The sequence below is a fragment of the Pseudoxanthomonas sp. LjRoot125 genome, assembly GCF_964252705.1.
In the GTDB taxonomy this organism is placed as follows: Bacteria; Pseudomonadota; Gammaproteobacteria; order Xanthomonadales; family Xanthomonadaceae; genus Pseudoxanthomonas_A.
The window spans coordinates 48,621-65,626 of sequence record NZ_CAXUOY020000004.1; the positions used below are offsets into that span (position 1 = coordinate 48,621).

Below are 17,006 nucleotides of genomic sequence, written 5' to 3' on the forward strand. Positions count from 1 at the left end.
CTCACAAATGGTTGACTCACATGCTCACCGACACGAAGTTGCGCACGCTTAAGTCGCGCGAAAGCGCGTACCGCATCGCAGACACCAATGGCCTATGCATAGAGGTGCGCCCCACTGGCGCAAAGGTCTGGCGCTATCGATATCGCCATGCCGGCAAGGCGAGCATCATCACGATGGCTGAGTACCCGGTCATGGGCTTGTCAGAGGCGCGCGCCGAACGAGACCGCCTTCGTGCGTTGGTAAGGGGCGGGGGCAACCCTGCGCACGCCGCGAGGATCGAGCGAGCCGCGAAGCTCGAGCGTTCCGAGGCAACGTTCGGTGCCATCGCTGCAGAGCTCTTAGTCAAGCGTGCGAAGGAAGGTCTGAGCCCCGGGTCCGTGAAGCGCGAGCGCCGGCTGATCGAGAAGGACATGGCGGCCATCAGTGACATTCCGATCACCGATGTGACTGCGCCGCTTTTGCTGGCGTCGCTGCGGAAGATGGAGAGGCGAGGCGTGGTTGAGACGGCACACCGCTCTCGGTCTTTAGCTGGCCGTGTATTCCGATACGCCATTGCGACGGGGCGCGCTCAGAGCAACCCCGCGGATGATCTTGCGGGAGCGCTTGAGCAACCGCAGACCAAGCACTTCGCGAGCATCACGGATCCCACGAAGATTGGTGACTTACTACGAGCCATGTACTCCTACCGAGGGTCTCCTGTGACTTTGGCGGCGCTGAAGCTGGCCCCGTTGCTTTTTGTCCGCCCTGGAGAACTTCGAAAGGCGCGTTGGGCAGACATTGATCTCCGCGCATCGGAGTGGCGTTTCACCGCCAGCAAAACCGGGACGCCGCACATCGTCCCGTTGTCATCTCAGGCTAAAGAAATTCTGGAAGAACTGCGCCCGCTTACAAGTCGGCGTGAATTCGTCTTTCCAGGGGTGAGGAGCGCGAAGCGACCCATGAGCGAGAATACGGTCAACGCCGCACTGCGCTATCTGGGCTACAGCGGTGACATCATCACCGGACATGGGTTCAGGGCGATGGCTCGAACCGTCCTCGATGAGGTATTGGGTTTCCGCCCTGATTACATTGAGCACCAACTGGCACATGCGGTGCGGGATCCCCTAGGCAGGGCCTACAACCGAACGGTCCATTTGGCGGAACGCAGGAAGATGATGCAGGCCTGGGCCGATTATCTCGACCAGCTTCGAGAAAGCGAAGGGAAGGTCGTTTCGATTAGGCGAAAGGCTGGTTAGCGGAGAGGCAGCTTCCGGGCACATCGGAACTGGTTTTGACACTGGCATGCCATCGACCCACTGGCTGGCCGGATTCTGTGTGCCGGAGTTTTACTGGTGGTAAAATCTTCAGTAGGCCGGGATCTGGCCTGTCGCGGTCGGTGAGAAAGCGAAGGTTATGAATGTCGGACGGGCGATCCGGTTGTGCCGTACCAAGCGGGGAGCCTCGCAAGGCGCTGTTGCACGCCAGGCAAGTTGCTCGGTCTCGTACTTGTCGATGCTCGAGAACAACAAGCGCGACCCGACACTTTCTACGCTTATCAGGGTCGCACAGGCGCTCCAGGTTCCAGTTGGCTTGTTATTCTTCCTAGCATCGGAGCAGGAGGATCTCGGGCCGATAGATGAGAAGACTGCCGGCAAGCTGATGCAATCCGTCCTGGCATCACTGGCTAAGCCGACCAATGCAACCACGCAACCGGGTGAGCAACATGGCTAGTGCCGAACAACTCAAGGCGTTGGTGAAGTCCTACATCGACCGGGATGAGCGCCAGTTCTACTCGGTTGCCATGCAGGTCGCGGCGCATGAGGCCAAACTCGGCCATGGCAGGCTGGCCGAGGAACTGCGCGACATGATCGACGCCGCAAAGTCGCGGACCGCGGCTGGCGAGCAGTCAGGCAAGCTGGTTCCCCTCGCTCGTCCGCGCGGAGAGCTTGCCAGCCTGCTGACGGTTGCTTATCCGAAGAGCAGGCTGGTCGATATGGTGCTCGATTCGCATGTGTCCGCGCAGATCGAGCGCATTCTGAAGGAGCAACGGCTGCTTTCGCGCATCCGCGAGTACGGCTTGTCGCCTCGACGTAAGCTGCTACTGGTTGGCCCGCCCGGGACGGGTAAGACGATGACCGCATCGGTGCTGGCAGCTGAGCTCGGCATACCACTGTTCACGGTGAGGTTCGACGCGCTTATCACCAAGTTCATGGGTGAAACCGCGGCCAAGTTGCGCCAGATCTTCGATGCAGTGACCGAGGTTCGTGGTGTGTACTTCTTCGACGAGTTCGACGCGATCGGTTCTCAGCGGGGGCTTGCTAACGATGTCGGCGAGATCAGGCGCGTACTGAACAGCTTCTTGCAGATGATCGAGAACGACCAGTCCAACAGTCTGATCGTCGCCGCTACCAATCATGCAGAGATCCTCGATTACGCGCTCTTTCGCCGATTCGACGATGTCATCGAGTACCACTTGCCTACGGCGGATCAGGCGGCGAAGCTGATCCAATCGCGATTGGGGAAATTCGTGCCAAAGCCGTTCCCGCTCAAGAGGGTCGCGTCGAAAGCGGACGGATTGAGCTATGCGGAGATCCGGCGTGCGGTCGACGAGGCCATCAAAGAGGCAGTCATGCATGACGAGTCGCGGGTGAGCGGAGAGATATTGAACCGCGCGCTGGAAGATCGTCGGAAACTGAGCTTAAGAACGGACAAGAAGAAGGCAGCCTCGAACCATGCCGGATCAGCCAGCCGATAAGCGGCCGCACCTAGTTCTGCAAGACACTTCCAAGGCGGTTGGCTTCACGGCGCACTCTGCCGGGGGAGGCGGTTCCGGCGTTGTTCCGGATTTGCCTCGGCAGCAGCATGGACAAGTCCTGCGTGCACAGATTGACGCATTGAAACCGGTCTCCACCGAAGCAGTCCGTGCCCAGGCGCAGCAGGGGCTGGAAAGCGGCCTCGGTGTGCAAATTCAGTTTGCCAGCCAACCGGATGTCGAGCTGGCCTTCGAGAGCTTGGCGAACGAGACCCAGAAGATCGAACTGCTTAGTGTGCGCCGAGAAGGGGATTGCACGTACGCCAACGTATTCGTACCTGACGGCAAGCTGGCGCATTTCGAAAAGTACGTCACCGAGTACCTGGAGGAAAAGAAGGACAAAAACGGCAATGCTCGTGACCATCGGGCGCTGCTGAATACGATCGCCTCGATCCGCGCAGCCGAGTTGCGGGCCTTGTGGACCGATGATCCGGCCCTTTTGCCAGACGATGTTGCCGTTCCATTCTGGTGGGAAGTGTGGCTTCCTGTCCGCGGCCAGCGTCAGGCCGTCGTGGAGGACTTCAAGACACTGGCGAAACTGGCCGAATGCGTTGTCAGCGACAAGCAGGTCGACTTCCCGGAGCGAACCGTACTACTGATGTACGGCTCGCAGCAGCAGTTCTCCCGCTCGGTGATGACTTTAAACTGCGTCGCGGAACTTCGTTGTGCGAAGGAAACCGCCGAGTTCTTCGACGGGATGACGGTTTCCGAACAGCAGGAGTGGGCAGATGAGCTATTGCAGCGCGTTCAGTTGCCAGAAGGTAATGCTCCGCGGATCTGTTTCTTGGACACCGGCGTCAACCGGGGGCATCCGCTGCTAGTGCCTTTGATGGATGCGGCGGATCTGCACACGGTCGAACCGACGTGGGGAGTCGACGATACTGTCAATCATGGCACCGGCCTTGCCGGACTCGCAGCATATGGCGACCTGACGGATGCGTTGGCTTCGACTGGGCTAATTGAGATTGCGCATCGCCTCGAGTCCGTCAAGTTGGTGCCCTTGGATGGCGGAAACAATGGGGACGCGCGGCATCACGCCTATCTCTTTACAGAAGGCGTTGCTCGCCCCGAAGTGGCCGCTCCGGATAGGGCGCGGGTTTTCACGTCGGCGGTGAGCGCGTCGGACTACCGCGATCGCGGGCGCCCCTCGTCTTGGTCCTCAGCAGTGGACAAGCTGGCGGCCGATACCGATGGGGCAGGCCAGTACCCGCGGCTATTTGTGCTTTCCGCCGGAAATATCCGCGATCCGAACGCCTGGGCTGCGTACCCCGCCAGCCTTTCCACCAATCTCGTGCATGATCCGGGTCAGGCATGGAATGCCATCACGGTCGGCGCGTTTGCGCACACTACTGATACGGACGGACACGCCTCGCTGAAGGCGATCGCGGCCGAGGGCGGTCCGAGTCCGTTCACCACGACATCGAGGACGTGGGATGGGGCTTGGCCGCTGAAACCCGAGGTGATGTTCGACGGGGGTAACGCGGCCAAGGACGATTTCGGTGCCGTCGGCATGGCAAGTCTGAACCTTTTGACCACTCACAACGAGCCCGTCGATCGCCTGTTCACGACCACGAACGCAACTAGTGCCGCGTCCGCGCTGTGCGCACGCATGGCTGCACAGATCATGGCGGCATATCCGGGCCTGCGGCCGGAGACTGTCCGTGCGCTCATCGTTCATTCGGCTGAGTGGACAGAAGCCATGCGTGCGATGTACCTGCCGAACGGGCAGGCGCCCAACAAGAACGATTACGTTCATCTAATCCGTCATTGCGGCTGGGGGGTTCCCGACCTTGAGCGGGCGCTGTGGAGTGCAGGGAATTCCCTGACGCTCGTCGTGGAAGACGTGGTGCATCCCTACGCGAAGGTGAAGGGAAAAGGGGTCATCACCCGCGACATGAATCTGCATGCGCTGCCGTGGCCAAGGGAAGAGCTGGAGGCCCTGCAGAATGCGCAGGTCGAGTTGCGCGTGACGCTCTCCTATTTCGTCGAACCCAACCCATCGGCCCGAGGCACCACGTCGAAGTTCTACTACCCATCTCACCGTCTGCGGTTCGATGTTCAGCGTCCGCTGGATAGTTCTACCGACGATTTTGTGGCCCGGATCAATGCTGCGGCCCAGCGCGAGGAAGAAGGCGATCCGGTCAATCCGAAAGATCCCAACTGGTACTTGGGGGAACGGCAGCGGCATCGCGGATCGTTGCATCAAGATGTGTGGACGGGTACGGCCGCAGAGTTGGCCAGTAGAGGATTTATCGCCGTCTACCCATCGGCCGGTTGGTGGCGCACTCGCCAGGCACTGGAGAGGTACGACTTGCCTGCGCGATATAGCCTTATCGTCTCGATCCGGACACAGGAAACTGAGGTCGACCTGTACAACGCAATTGCGCAGAAGATACCGGTCGCTCAGCCGATTATTGTTGAAGCGTGATATCGCGTTGGCCTGTTCGTTGGATGCCAGCTGCCTTCGGACGTAGCGAATAGTTCAGGTTTGCTAACTCTCACTGGGAGAAGCATACGTTTATGCCTTGCAACTCAGTACTAGACGCTGATCCTGCCTATAGCAGTGCTCCTGGCGGAAGTTCGCTTGGCTTATGCACCGCCAGAATGAAGTCTGGGGGGAGCTGCCTGCTGGTATCGATCGCCGCCCTGTACGCTTGAACAAGGTACTTGGACACCGGAAGGCGAACTTCGAAGGCCCGGGCAAGGGTGCCAGCCATGTACTCATCGCGAACCAGTTGGACTTGGGCAGCACTCAGGTGAGGGTGCGGAACCAAACGAAGCGTTATCAGCGTGTCCCACGCCCGGTCTTCTTCTGCTGCCGGCAGCAGCGAATGCACTGGATCGTCTACTCGGCTTATCCGGCCGAGGTTGAAGTCACGAAACCCCTTGGCTCTGTCGCAGTACGCGCGCACGTGCCAACGCGGTCCGGCCTGGATGAAAGCGTGGGGCCGGATCGTACGCTCGTGTGTTTCTGGATTGTTGAGCGATCGATACTCGATCTGGATCTGCTTGCTCTCGCGAATCGCCGCGTGGATTCGAGAGAACGGCCCGTGCTGGATATGCGTGGCGTGCTGTTGGGCCGAGACGAGCTCGACGCCCGCGCGTAGTCCACGCAGGGCGAGTGTGCCGACTAAGGCTTCGTACTCGCTGAATTGACCCTTGGTGAGTTGCGCGCGCGCGTACGGCGTAACGACGTAGCCCCGGGCACCGGTGTCGTACTGGCAGTTGTCGGGCGCCAAATCGGCGTAGGCGGCCATGTCGCGGCTCAGGACCGACCCATGCACGTCGAAGAGCTCGCCGAGCCGCGGGCGGGACACGCGACCCTCCCACAAGAGCAGGATCTCAACCGCTTTGAGGCGTTCTTGGTGGCCGCTGGGGGTCTTTGCCATGGTGCCGGGTTGGGCGGGAGTATCGGTAGCATAAAAGTACCGGTCGTTTTATGCTACCAGCGCCATGGCTGGGGTGCCCGAGGCTCCAATTGGATCACGAAGCAGTTACGCCACTGTTTGATCGCCTGCCGGAGGCCATCTTCCGGCCCCTGGCCGTTGCCAATAGCCGCCACTACTGGGATGTCTTGTCACGGGTGATGTCGACGCTCTGGGGCGACGACGGCCGTGCCCCGGGCGAGGAAGTGGCTAAGACTGTGGTGGTCCGCGTCATCGAGTCGTGCATCGTGGCCGACGATCCATGGGACGGCGAGCTGCAGACCCCAGTGGGTGTGCTTAGCCACATGGTCTTCAAGACGCTTTCTGAGGCGGGATGGTTCTCAGTGCGGCGCCGCGGCCTGGTCGACATGGTTACCGTGAAGCCGCGGATCGGCATGCTGTTCACGATGCTCAACGAGTTCGCGCGGCAGGAGCCCGAGTACATCGGTGGCCAGGTGCGATCGATCCTGCTGAATCTACGCTCGGTCACCGAAGACAGCACTGATCCCAACGCCTGCAGCGCTTACCAGACCGCTGCCAAGCAGGCCCGGCAATGCATGGCGCACATCGTCAACACCGGGTGCCGGGTGCAGGACCTGATGGACGGCCTGGTGGAACTGGAGTCCGCACGCGACTTCGTCCATGGCTTCTTCACCGACTTCGTTGAGCGGGTGTACATCGCCGATTACAGCGAGCTACGGACCCGTAACCATCCCCTGCAGTACCGCGGCCAGATCATCGAGAAGACCTACGCGCTGCAGGACGACGAGGCCTCGCGTGAGCGACTGGTCAGCTGGTACGTCGAGCACATCGGCAAGGGCGATCGGGAGCGCGGGGAGGCAGCCTACCGACGTGACACCCATCAGTTGCTGCGCCTGAACAACATCGAGGACCACCTCGCTCGGCTGGACGAAGAGATCAACATCGCCAATCAGCGGGCGCTGGCTCTGATCGAATACAAGCTGCGCGCCCCGAAACACTTGGACAAGCTCATCAGCCGGGCGTGCACCGCGTTGGCGGGAATGGAAGAGGATCACCCCGCGCTGCCTGGCGACGCCGGTGGCGTGCACTGGTCGGCGCTCGCGCTGGCCAAGCCCCGCAAGCCGTCCAGGGAGCAGGTGGCTACCGCAGTCGAGGCGATTGAACTGTCGGATGAGGAACTGGCGATGGAATGGCTGCGCCGGCGCATGGTGGAGAACCGCAAGGTCACCTCTGTGCAACTCGCCAACTACGTCGCGCGGATGCTTGACGGCAAGCTGCACGTCGACTCGGACGCGCTCGAGGTCGAGTCTATCAACGACCTGTGCTGCTACCAGCGCCTACTGCTGATCGCCTCGCGCGATGATTCGCCCCTGCAGTTGCGACGGCACGATCCCATGCTGCAAATGCTGCGCGGGATCCGGGTGCGGTTTGAGGACGAGCGCACGACCAACAACGAGTACATGACCCATCGACGCTTTGTCGTCGAACGCGAGGGAGCGTGATGATCAACTGGGAGCGTCTGGCGGCACAGAGCAACGGGCTCTACGAGGAGCAGGATTATCAGCAAGCGGCTTATCGCCTGATGATGGAGCAGGTGATCTATGCCGGCGACCGCGGCGGACGCGTGCCCTACGAGTTGGTGACCCGTCACTTGGGAGCTTTCCGGGACGTGTTCGAACAATTCGGGATGACGATTACCCACAACACGCACCATGGCTACCTCGTGGCCATCCCACGCCACGCCTTCGGTGCCCGCATGCGGTTGGAGGAAACGCGGTTGGCGTTGCTGCTGCGCCGGGTCTACGACGACCGGATCAACGCGGTCGATATCGTGGACGGGGAGGCTTTTGTCACCTTGGAGGAGCTGGAGCAGCTCTACAAGGACCTGCTGGGCCGGCAGTTACCTGATCGCGGTGAAATGCGCGAACTGGTGCGCTCGCTCAAGCGCAACGGCATGGCCCGCGAGATCGAGGCGGCAGACGACCAGCCGTTCCAGATCGCGATCCGCCCAGCGATCACCGACATCCTTGGTCAGACTGCGCTGCTGCAGCTGGCGGCCTATGGCGTCGACCTTGAAGTCGTCGAAGGGGAGGCTGACGATGAAGCAGCTTGAGTCGATCGGCCTGATCCAATACTTCCTCTACACCCGGCAGGATCTTGATGTCGGTTGGAACACGGCCTTCCTAGGGCCAAACGGTACCGGTAAGACGGCGCTGCTCGATGCGCTGCAGATCGTACTGCTCGGAGCCGATCGGAACCGGATCCACTTCAACGCATCGAGTGAAGGCAAGCGCCGGGCCCGCAGCCTGCGTGACTACTGCCTCGGCGTGTACGGACAGCGGCCAAGCGACGTGTGCCGGGAGTCGGCGAACACTTACATCAATCTGGTGTTCCGCGATCCCGACACCGGCATGGCGGTGACCGCCGGCGCCGCCCTGTCAGCGACCGTGGACAGTCAGGAACACGTCTTCCACAGCCTCTACATCCTCCCCGGGGTCGCGCTGCGGACCGAGCAGATGATCGAGGTGCAGGGCGGGCAGGAGATGGTGCTGCCATGGCGACGGATGCAGCACGAGCTCGCCGATCGCTGCAGGGCGGTTGGCACGACGGCGGTGTTCACCATCAACGGCGAGGAGTTCTCTCGCCAGTTGTTCGGCGCGCATCTGGCCGAGCGTGGCGAGTCACCGAACCATCGGGCGATCCGCAGCGCATTTGCGCGATCGCTCAAGCTCAACCGGGACGTCGACGATCTCAACGAGACCCTGCGTAGCCACTTGATCGAGGCGCGACCGACCAACATCACCCAGTTCCGGGCCAGGCTAGATCAGTTTAGGGAGATCCAGCGGACCATTCAGGAGTTGGCCGAACGTCTGGCCGAGGCCGAGGCCGTCGAGAAGCAATACCGCACGGTCAGGCAGCACTTCGTCAAGGCGGCCAACTACGGTTACCTGAAGGCCGTGTACTTGTCCGAACGGCTCGGCGAACAGGTAGGCGAAGCCGGGGACATGATCGAACATCTCACGCAGCAGGAGACTTCGGCGAAAGCGACGCTGAGCAAGGCTGAGGCCGATGCCGCGGCGGCACACAAGCGACTGGTGACGGCGGAGGTCGCGCTGAACCAGGATCCGGAGTACCTGAGTCAGTTGGGCAGCAGGAAGGAACTGGACAATAGTCGAGAGGATCTGGGTGGGTTGCGGGTCGGGTTCAAGGACGAACTGGCTCGGCTGGGCGGCACAGTGCGCCGCTTGGTGGGCAACAAGGACCTAGCCGATACGCAAGGTAACGGTGCGAAGGCGCTTGAGTACCTGTCTGCGCTGACCCAACACGTCGGGCGTGAAGAGGAGATCCAACCAGAGGACACTCTGGTGTTGGCCAACGCCATCGATGCACTGCATAAAGCTGTCGACGATGTGCGGATTGAGCTCGCCCAACAGTCGGTCGAGGCGAACCAGGCAATCGCCTTGGCCAAGGGCGACATCGCTCGGGCTGGCTCCGGTCGCGCACCGCTTAGGCGCGAAGTAGCAGGTCTGCAGGCCCTGCTTGAGGAGGCCGACATCCGCACCACGCCCGTGTGCGATCTGGTCGAAGTCAAGGATCCAGAATGGCAGCCGGCCATCGAGGCCTACCTTGGGCGGAATGTCGACGCTTTGTTGGTTCACGATCCGGCGCAGGAAACGACCGCGGTCGACCTCTACCGGCGCAATCGTCGGGACATCTACGGCGCGAAACTCGCTCTGAGCACGCGTACCCGCCCGTGGCAGGCCCCCGGTGGGGGCAAATATGCTGCCCAGCTGATCGCCGGCGACGACAAGGGCGCCGTGCGCTTCCTGCAGGGCGAGCTGGGCAAGGTAGCGCTGGTGGACAGCAGTGAGCAGCTGCGCGTGGGCCATAAGGCGCTCTCGCGTGATGGCATGGTCAGCTCCGGCGGCGGCATCGATCGCCTGCGCCTGTTGACGAAGGTCGGCCTGCGCATCGGTGGGATCAGCAATGATGAGCAATTGCGGGCGGCTCGCGAGGCGCTACGGAAGGCAGATGAGCATTACGAGGCGGTCAAGCATCGGCTGCAGTTGGTGACGGACATCGGTCAGGCGCTCGCGTCGGCAGGCGACAGCGACACCATCCAGAAGCGTCTCCAGGCGACCGTCAGCCAGATCGTGAACCGGCAAGCCGCGATTACCCAGGTGGAAACAATCATCGAAGCGGGCGCCTCTGGCGGCGTCGCTGCGCTTAAGGCTGCGGCAGCGGACGCAGCGAAGGATCACGAGGCGAAGGACACGGCCAAGATCGCTGCCTCGAACGAATTGACGCGGATTGGATCGGCCCTGGGTGGCATGCGCGGACAGCTCGAGCGGCTTGAGCGCGAACAAATTGATGCCCAGGTGGCTGAGTCGGTCGCACGCCAGAACCCACTGTGCGACCTCAATGCGGCCGAGGAGCTTCGGCAGGCAGTGGACGCTAAGACCGAGGAAGATGCGGCGGCGGCGATCGCCGAGTGCGACAAACAGCACGAGGACAGCGCCCGACACGGCAACACCGCCAACATCAAGGCGTGGGGCCTCATGACCACGTACTTGGCTAACTACCAGCTCGAGAACCACGAGATCCGCGACCAGGACTGGCGGCAGGCCCAGGTCATGATCCAAGGCGAGATCAAGCGGATGTCCGAACTGGAGCTCGTCGAGAAGAAGGACGAGGCCGATCGCGCGTACGCCGCCGCGGTCGATGTCTTCCGGTCGGACGTTGCGCATACCCTGCTCAACGGCTTCGATGCGATCGAGGAACAGATCAAGGGATTGAACCGAATCCTCGACAAGGCGCCGGAGTTCACCAATGGCGAGCGCTACCAGTTCAAGGCCACCAAGGTCGACCAGCACCGCAAGCTCTACGATTTCCTGCAGCGCGTGCGCGATATGGGCGAGAGCGAGGCCACGCTGTTCGGAGGTTCAGGCCCCATCCCGGAGGAGTTCCGGCTGCTGGTAGAAGGTGACGGCAAGGGCTCGCCGCTGCAGCTGGAGAACAGTCCACTCAACGACCATCGTCTGTTCTTCAGCTATGACGTCGACATCTACGCCGGCGGCGAGCTGAAGGGGAGGCTCAGCAAGCGGTTCGGGCCCGGCTCCGGTGGCGAACACCGCACGCCGCTCTACGTCATCTTCGGCGCTGCGTTGGCCGCAGCGTTCGGCAAACCGGCGGGCACGTCCGGGTGTGGTGGGTTGATCATGCTGGATGAGGCGTTCGAGAAGATGGATGCGCAGAACGTGCGTGCAACCGCCGAGTACCTCAATGCCCTCGGACTGCAGATGATCATTGCCGGCCCGGAATCCGATCAGGCCAAGATGTCGTCGTTCCTCGATGTGTACTGGGATATGGCGCGGTTCGGGTCGAAGCGGATCCAGTTGTTCCGTAATGAGGTCAAGCCGGCGGCTAGGGAGCTATTGGCCAGTGACATCGTCGCCGTGCATCCGGAGTTGATGGACGAGGCCTTGGCCGAGGTCACGGAGCGCGCCGGTGGCTGAACGCCGCAATCTGGCACTGTGTCCGTGGGTCGAGACCGTTCTGCGCGAGCAGCTGCAGCGCGGCGAACGAAAGCGGGTGACCGGATCCACGGCCGCTGTGCAGAAGACGAACCTCAAGCCGACCAGCTCGATCTACTGGCGGCAGGACTTCGACGAACGCATGCGTGGCCACATGCAGATAGGTGACGCGATCAGGCGCGGCGCGGTGGTGGCCGGATGGGGCGACCAGGGCGGAGAGGATCGACCGCTGGAATGGGTGCGGGTACTTGACGTGGACGCGCTGGCCAGTCTGCTCGGCGTGAGCACAAATGTGGATCAGCTGGGGGAGGCGATGGAGGGGTTGGCTCCTTGGCTGAGGCGCTGCTCACAGCTGGAGGAGGTGCTGCAAGCATGGGCGGCGCTGCGCCGTCCGCGTGCCTTGGGCCCGGATTCCTGGCATTCGTGGCGGGATGCCCTGCGGGTGCTCGATGCGTTGGCAACCAAACCCGGGGAGGATCAGGTCATCCGTGTCCTAAGTGGGCACTTGTTCTCGGATACGAAACGGATCGAGAGGTTACTGCCGCAGCTCGACGTCCTGTCAGGGGAGGGGCTGGCAAGCCGACCACGTGGCAAGTGGGAAGTGCTTAGGACGCTCGGCTTGGTCAAGCAGCCGCTGCCGCTAATGGTCGCCGGGACGGGCTCGATCCTGATGCAGGAAGGGCCCGATTGCACGATCGTGCAGCCTTACGTCGGCGTGGCACCAAAGAACGTGCGTGGCCTGGCCGCTACGCCGGCGTGGGTACTGACGATCGAAAACCTGACGACGTTCCACTTGGCTGCTGAAGTGATGACGGGCAGGGCGGATGGAATGGTGGTGTTCACCGGTGGCATGCCCTCGCCGGCTTGGGTTGCAGGGTTCCGACAGTTGACTGCAGATCTTCCGCCGTCGACGGTGTTCTATCACTGGGGAGATATTGACGTCGGAGGCTTCCGGATTGCGGCTCGATTGCAGGAGGTCGCCGTGCCGACGGGTGTGTTGCTGCAGCCTTGGCTCATGAATGCAACAACACAAGGCTGTGGGAAAAAGGTGTCCGATTCGGTACGCGATGCCATGAGAGCAGCCGCAATGCGTGCTGGATGGTCAATGCTTCTGGAAATGCCCGCATTGACATTGGAGCAAGAGCGGGTCGCAGTGAAGTTGCCTGGTAAATCACAACCCGACGAGGAAGGGCTGTCCGGCGATGGGTACCACAAGCAAGCAAGGAACGTCACCTGATGGCGAGTAAATTCACCTGGATTCCCGTGTTCAAGGCAGTGGCTAGCTGGTTGGTCGACTACGAGAATCGACAGCCAGAGTTGGTCGGAATCCTCAAGGAAGTCGGCATTGATGCAGGCCTCGACGACAAAGACGAGACAGGGAATACGATCCTGTTGCAGGAGATCGACCCGTTCACCTTCTTCTGCATGTTTACGAAGTACGGGATCGAGAAGCGGAAGCAGCTGTTCGCCAAGCTTGTTCAAGTGGCCGAACTGAGCGTGCCGCCTCCGTCCGACTTTGATGGCGTCCCGAGCGCCAATGCCATGAAGGTCTGGATGTTTCCGTTCAAAGCCAGTCGCCAGGACTGGATGATTCCCACACTCTGGAAGCTCTTCAAGCAAAGCAAGGGAGAACTCGACCCGGATACGTTTTCGCGCGCACTACAAGTCCCAGGAACCGGGTTCGCGAAGTTGACCGAGGCGTTGTTCTATGTGGATCCTGATCGCTTTTTTCCGATTGATGCCCAGACCCGGCCCTGGCTTGAGGAGGTCGATGTTTCCATTCCAACAAAGTCGCTAATTGCGTATCAGAGTGCTTTGGTCGATGTGCGCAAACATTCAAGTAAACCGTTCGCAGAGCTGTCCCTCGACGCGTGGGCAAAGAATCAAAAGAAGACGTTCGATACGAAGATGGCCAGAGGCTACCTCGAAGATCGGTATCCGGATGTATGCAGTAGCACCAAGTACATCGCTGCATTCCAAACACAGGAAGGTCGTCAACTTGCGCTATCGGCGAACTTGAAGACCGAAGTGAAGCTGTTTATCGATTCCAGGCCACCACAGATTCCGGGTGCGCGCGTCGAGGACTATCCGCCAGGAAGATCGCGTAACAGCAATCTTGACATTGCTGCGCAGAAATTGGGCGTCGGTCATCAAGCGTATTACGTTCAACTCGCATCGATGGATGAACTGGTCCAGCTCTGCGACTGGTACGAGTCCAAGTCTGCGGAGCAGTCCCTCCCTTCGTTGAAGCCATTGCCTGTTATGACGAATCAGCCGCTCAATCAGATCCTGTATGGCCCGCCCGGCACTGGCAAGACCTTCGCCACGATCGACAAAGCGCTGGCGATACTTGTCCCTGATTTTGCCCGAGAGCATGCGGGCAATCGTGCCGCTTTGAAGGCGCGGTATGACGAGCTGGTGGCCGAGCACCGCATCCGCTTCGTTACCTTCCATCAAAGCTTCAGCTACGAAGATTTCGTCGAAGGACTGCGCGCCGACAGCGAAGGCGGTACCTTGCAGTACCGAGTGGAGCCTGGCGTTTTTCGGAGCATTTGCGATGACGCCCGCGGTTCTGCTCAGGTCGCCTCCGACATCGGTGTTCGAGAGGATGCGCGCATCTGGAAGATTTCCATTGATGGAACGGTAGTCCCGAGTCAGACGCGCAACTACTGTTTCGCCAATGGCGAGGCACGGATCGGTTGGAGCGCGGTGGGCGACCTGAAGAGTGAGCACCTGGTCGAGGGAGCTGCATACGCCAGTCTTGGTACCAATGACCGTAGCTCCTTGCGGGATTTCTCGCAGGAGATCGAGCCAGGCGATGTCCTGCTGTGCATTGGATCGGAGGACCAGTTCCAAGCCGTCGGCGTCGTCCAGGGCGGGTATGAATATCAGGCGGCGCCGCCAGTTGGCGTGCGCCCCGACTACGTCAACGTATTGCCGGTCCACTGGCTGGCCAAGGACCTCTCGCTGGACATTCGCCCGATCAACGGCGGGCGCAAGTTCACATTGAAGACCGTGTATGAGCTTGGGCGTTTCGGCTGGCCGGAGCTTGCCGATTACTTGGAGGCTTCTGCCGTCAAGCTGGACGGTGCCGCGCCAGTCCAGCAGCCCAAGGGGCTGCCGCACGTGCTCATCATCGACGAGATCAACCGCGGCAATATTTCGCGCGTCTTCGGTGAGTTGATCACACTGATAGAGCCTTCCAAGCGGAAGGGTACAAGCGAGGCACTTGAAGTCGTGCTTCCGTACTCCAAGAAGAAGTTTAGCGTCCCAAACAACGTCTATCTGGTTGGCACCATGAATACCGCCGATCGGTCCCTGGCTGGCTTAGATATCGCCCTGAGACGCCGCTTCAAGTTCGAGGAGATGCCGCCACAGCCGAAGGCATTGGCAAGCAGGAACATTGACGGCATCGATCTGCAGGTGCTGCTCACTACCATGAATCGTCGCATCGAGGTTCTGCTGGGACGGGACTATCTTCTGGGGCACGCGTACTTCCTGGAGATTCAGGATCTCGCCGGGTTGGCTGACGTGTTCCGCCGGCAGGTGCTGCCTCTTCTGCAGGAGTACTTCTTTGAGGACTGGCAACGCATCGCTTGGGTATTGAACGACCAGGCCAAACCAGACGACGACCACAAGTTCCTGATCAAGGAAGTCGCCAGCCTCGGCCATGTCTTTGGTCCGGGCGTGGACCTTCCGCAAGGTAATGACTTGTGGCGCATCAATGACAACGCTTTCGACAAGCCTGAAAGCTACGCCGGCATCCTCAACGCAGGCTGATTATTCGGATGCAGGCTGTTACCGTCCGCGAATACGCCCGGGTCACAACCGAGCCGATGACCGGCACCAATGGGCTGGATCAGGCGACGGTGTCCGAAACAGCTTTCGATTGGCTGTGCAAGGAAAGCGAGCGCTTGCGCAAAGCCGGCGCCGGACTGGTCCAGCTGGAGGGGCGACGCTGGTTGCGCTTGGACAATTACGTTGGCGTGCTCGAGGCGCCCGACGGGACCCGCATCGAGATACTGCCCAAGACCTTTGACGAAAGTGATGACGCCCCCCAGGCAAGATGCCTGCTGCAAAGGATGCTTCAGCGCTGCCTCCATCTGGAGCCGCGCATCAGCGCGCCGACGGGCCTGCAGGTTTTTGACGGTCCCCTGACCGAATGGGTGATTCAGCAGTTCCTGACTGTCTTGGACACGCTGATCAAGCGTGGCCTGCGTTTCGAGTATCACGCCATTGAGGAGGAGCGTCGGTTTCTTCGTGGCCGCTTGCTCGTTGGGCGGCAACTGCGGCAGCCACCGGGGCGTGCTCACTATTTCCAGGTGGAGCATGAAGTCTTCGACGCCGATCGTCCGGAGAATCGCCTTCTCCGCTCGGCACTGGACAAGGTGTGTAAGCGAGCTAGGGAGGCAGGCAACAAGCGGCTCGCTTACGAACTGGCCCATCAGCTGCATGAGATCCCGCCAAGCCAGGATTTCGCGAAAGACTTTGCCCAGTGGCGAAGCGATCGCTTGACAGCGCACTACCAGCCAGTGCGCCCATGGTGCTCGCTCATTCTCAATGAGAAGAACCCGCTGACCGTCCTAGGTGACTGGACGGGCAATAGCTTGCTGTTCCCGATGGAACGGGTATTCGAGTCCTATGTCGAGGCTTGCCTCCGTCGCGAACTGCGTCCTGGGCAAACGCTTAAGGCGCAGGCAGCCAGTGAATATCTGGCGACCCATGACGAACAGCCATGGTTCCTGCTTAGACCGGACTTTCTGTTTCGCGAAGGCAGCACTACAACGGTGCTGGATGCCAAGTGGAAGCGTATTGATGCCAGCAAGGGCAATTCGGAGGACAAGTACGGGCTGTCGCAGGCAGACTTCTACCAGCTTTATGCATATGGTCAGAAGTACCTCGGCGGCAGCGGGCGGCTTGTACTGCTCTATCCACAGACTGCAATTTTCCGTGAGTCGTTGTCGCCGTTCTTCTTCAATGATCAGCTGCGGCTGGATGTTGTGCCGTTTGACTTGACCTCGGGGCAGTTGGTCGGTGGGATGCCTAACGCTAGCTAGTGGACAGCCTTATTGCCGTCTCATTGCCCACAGTCAGACGCGCGAGCGAGATTGAAAGGAATTTCAAACCTATAACACCTCCTTGAAGCCGGTGGATTCTGGCTTCGCGTCCAGGCGCTCCGCGTTGAAGCGCCTGCCAGAGGTGTACTGATGTGAGCAGAGGCAAGATCGACGCGATCTACTGTGTCTTGGTGGTTTCAGCCGCGATATTGGTCGG

General features: G+C 60.8%; 10 protein-coding genes and 1 pseudogene. 10 read left to right on the forward strand and 1 reads right to left on the reverse strand.

The window, feature by feature from the left end; genetic code table 11:
* Window positions 1-20: 20 nt before the first annotated feature.
* The 4 genes from ACSION_RS18460 to ACSION_RS18475 all read left to right on the forward strand — a co-directional run bounded on the left by ACSION_RS18460 (window position 21) and on the right by ACSION_RS18475 (window position 5,219).
* Window positions 21-1,235, forward strand: a complete 1,215-nt coding sequence (locus ACSION_RS18460; RefSeq protein WP_435307224.1) for a tyrosine-type recombinase/integrase — start codon at window positions 21-23, stop codon at window positions 1,233-1,235.
* Window positions 1,236-1,392: 157 nt separating this feature from the next.
* On the forward strand, window positions 1,393-1,710 hold the full coding sequence (locus ACSION_RS18465; RefSeq protein ID WP_435307225.1) for a helix-turn-helix domain-containing protein: 318 nt from the start codon (window positions 1,393-1,395) through the stop codon (window positions 1,708-1,710).
* 22 nt (window positions 1,711-1,732) lie between these two features.
* Window positions 1,733-2,734, forward strand: a complete 1,002-nt coding sequence (locus ACSION_RS18470; RefSeq protein WP_435307226.1) for an AAA family ATPase — start codon at window positions 1,733-1,735, stop codon at window positions 2,732-2,734.
* Window positions 2,712-5,219 (forward strand): S8 family peptidase, encoded by a 2,508-nt coding sequence (locus ACSION_RS18475; RefSeq protein ID WP_435307227.1) that lies wholly within the window; start codon window positions 2,712-2,714, stop codon window positions 5,217-5,219. The genes ACSION_RS18470 and ACSION_RS18475 overlap by 23 nt, the downstream gene beginning before the upstream one ends.
* A gap of 127 nt (window positions 5,220-5,346) precedes the next feature.
* On the opposite strand, the gene ACSION_RS18480 is transcribed toward ACSION_RS18475, so the two are convergent.
* Window positions 5,347-6,180 carry a helix-turn-helix transcriptional regulator gene (locus tag ACSION_RS18480; protein WP_435307228.1) on the reverse strand — a complete coding sequence of 278 codons (834 nt, stop codon included), beginning with the start codon at window positions 6,178-6,180 and terminating at the stop codon, window positions 5,347-5,349.
* 89 nt (window positions 6,181-6,269) lie between these two features.
* Here ACSION_RS18480 and ACSION_RS18485 point away from each other — a divergent pair, with 89 nt between their 5' ends.
* The 6 genes and pseudogenes from ACSION_RS18485 to ACSION_RS18510 all read left to right on the forward strand — a co-directional run bounded on the left by ACSION_RS18485 (window position 6,270) and on the right by ACSION_RS18510 (window position 16,789).
* Window positions 6,270-7,700 (forward strand): Wadjet anti-phage system protein JetA family protein, encoded by a 1,431-nt coding sequence (locus ACSION_RS18485; RefSeq protein ID WP_435307229.1) that lies wholly within the window; start codon window positions 6,270-6,272, stop codon window positions 7,698-7,700.
* Window positions 7,700-8,311 carry a DUF4194 domain-containing protein gene (locus ACSION_RS18490; protein WP_435307257.1) on the forward strand — a complete coding sequence of 204 codons (612 nt, stop codon included), beginning with the start codon at window positions 7,700-7,702 and terminating at the stop codon, window positions 8,309-8,311. Before ACSION_RS18485 ends, ACSION_RS18490 begins: the two co-directional genes overlap by 1 nt.
* Window positions 8,298-11,714: an SbcC/MukB-like Walker B domain-containing protein gene (locus ACSION_RS18495; protein WP_435307230.1), complete on the forward strand. Its 3,417-nt coding sequence runs from the start codon at window positions 8,298-8,300 to the stop codon at window positions 11,712-11,714. Before ACSION_RS18490 ends, ACSION_RS18495 begins: the two co-directional genes overlap by 14 nt.
* Window positions 11,707-12,969: a Wadjet anti-phage system protein JetD domain-containing protein gene (locus tag ACSION_RS18500; RefSeq protein WP_435307231.1), complete on the forward strand. Its 1,263-nt coding sequence runs from the start codon at window positions 11,707-11,709 to the stop codon at window positions 12,967-12,969. The genes ACSION_RS18495 and ACSION_RS18500 overlap by 8 nt, the downstream gene beginning before the upstream one ends.
* A gap of 1,025 nt (window positions 12,970-13,994) precedes the next feature.
* A pseudogene (locus ACSION_RS18505) lies at window positions 13,995-15,074 on the forward strand (AAA family ATPase); the annotation flags it as partial.
* Between the two features lie 446 nt (window positions 15,075-15,520).
* Entirely contained in the window at window positions 15,521-16,789 is a 1,269-nt protein-coding gene (locus ACSION_RS18510; RefSeq protein WP_435307232.1) for an McrC family protein, read from the forward strand.
* Window positions 16,790-17,006: the final 217 nt, after the last annotated feature.

What these genes read in the sequence shown, in the direction of transcription:
- ACSION_RS18490 (WP_435307257.1), top strand. Translation starts at nt 7,700, where the DNA reads ATGATCAACTGGGAGCGTCTGGCGGCACAGAGCAACGGGCTCTACGAG.
- ACSION_RS18510 (WP_435307232.1), top strand. Translation starts at nt 15,521, where the DNA reads ATGCAGGCTGTTACCGTCCGCGAATACGCCCGGGTCACAACCGAGCCG.
- ACSION_RS18495 (WP_435307230.1), top strand. Translation starts at nt 8,298, where the DNA reads ATGAAGCAGCTTGAGTCGATCGGCCTGATCCAATACTTCCTCTACACC.
- ACSION_RS18460 (WP_435307224.1), top strand. Translation starts at nt 21, where the DNA reads ATGCTCACCGACACGAAGTTGCGCACGCTTAAGTCGCGCGAAAGCGCG.
- ACSION_RS18480 (WP_435307228.1), bottom strand. Translation starts at nt 6,180, where the DNA reads ATGGCAAAGACCCCCAGCGGCCACCAAGAACGCCTCAAAGCGGTTGAG.
- ACSION_RS18475 (WP_435307227.1), top strand. Translation starts at nt 2,712, where the DNA reads ATGCCGGATCAGCCAGCCGATAAGCGGCCGCACCTAGTTCTGCAAGAC.
- ACSION_RS18465 (WP_435307225.1), top strand. Translation starts at nt 1,393, where the DNA reads ATGAATGTCGGACGGGCGATCCGGTTGTGCCGTACCAAGCGGGGAGCC.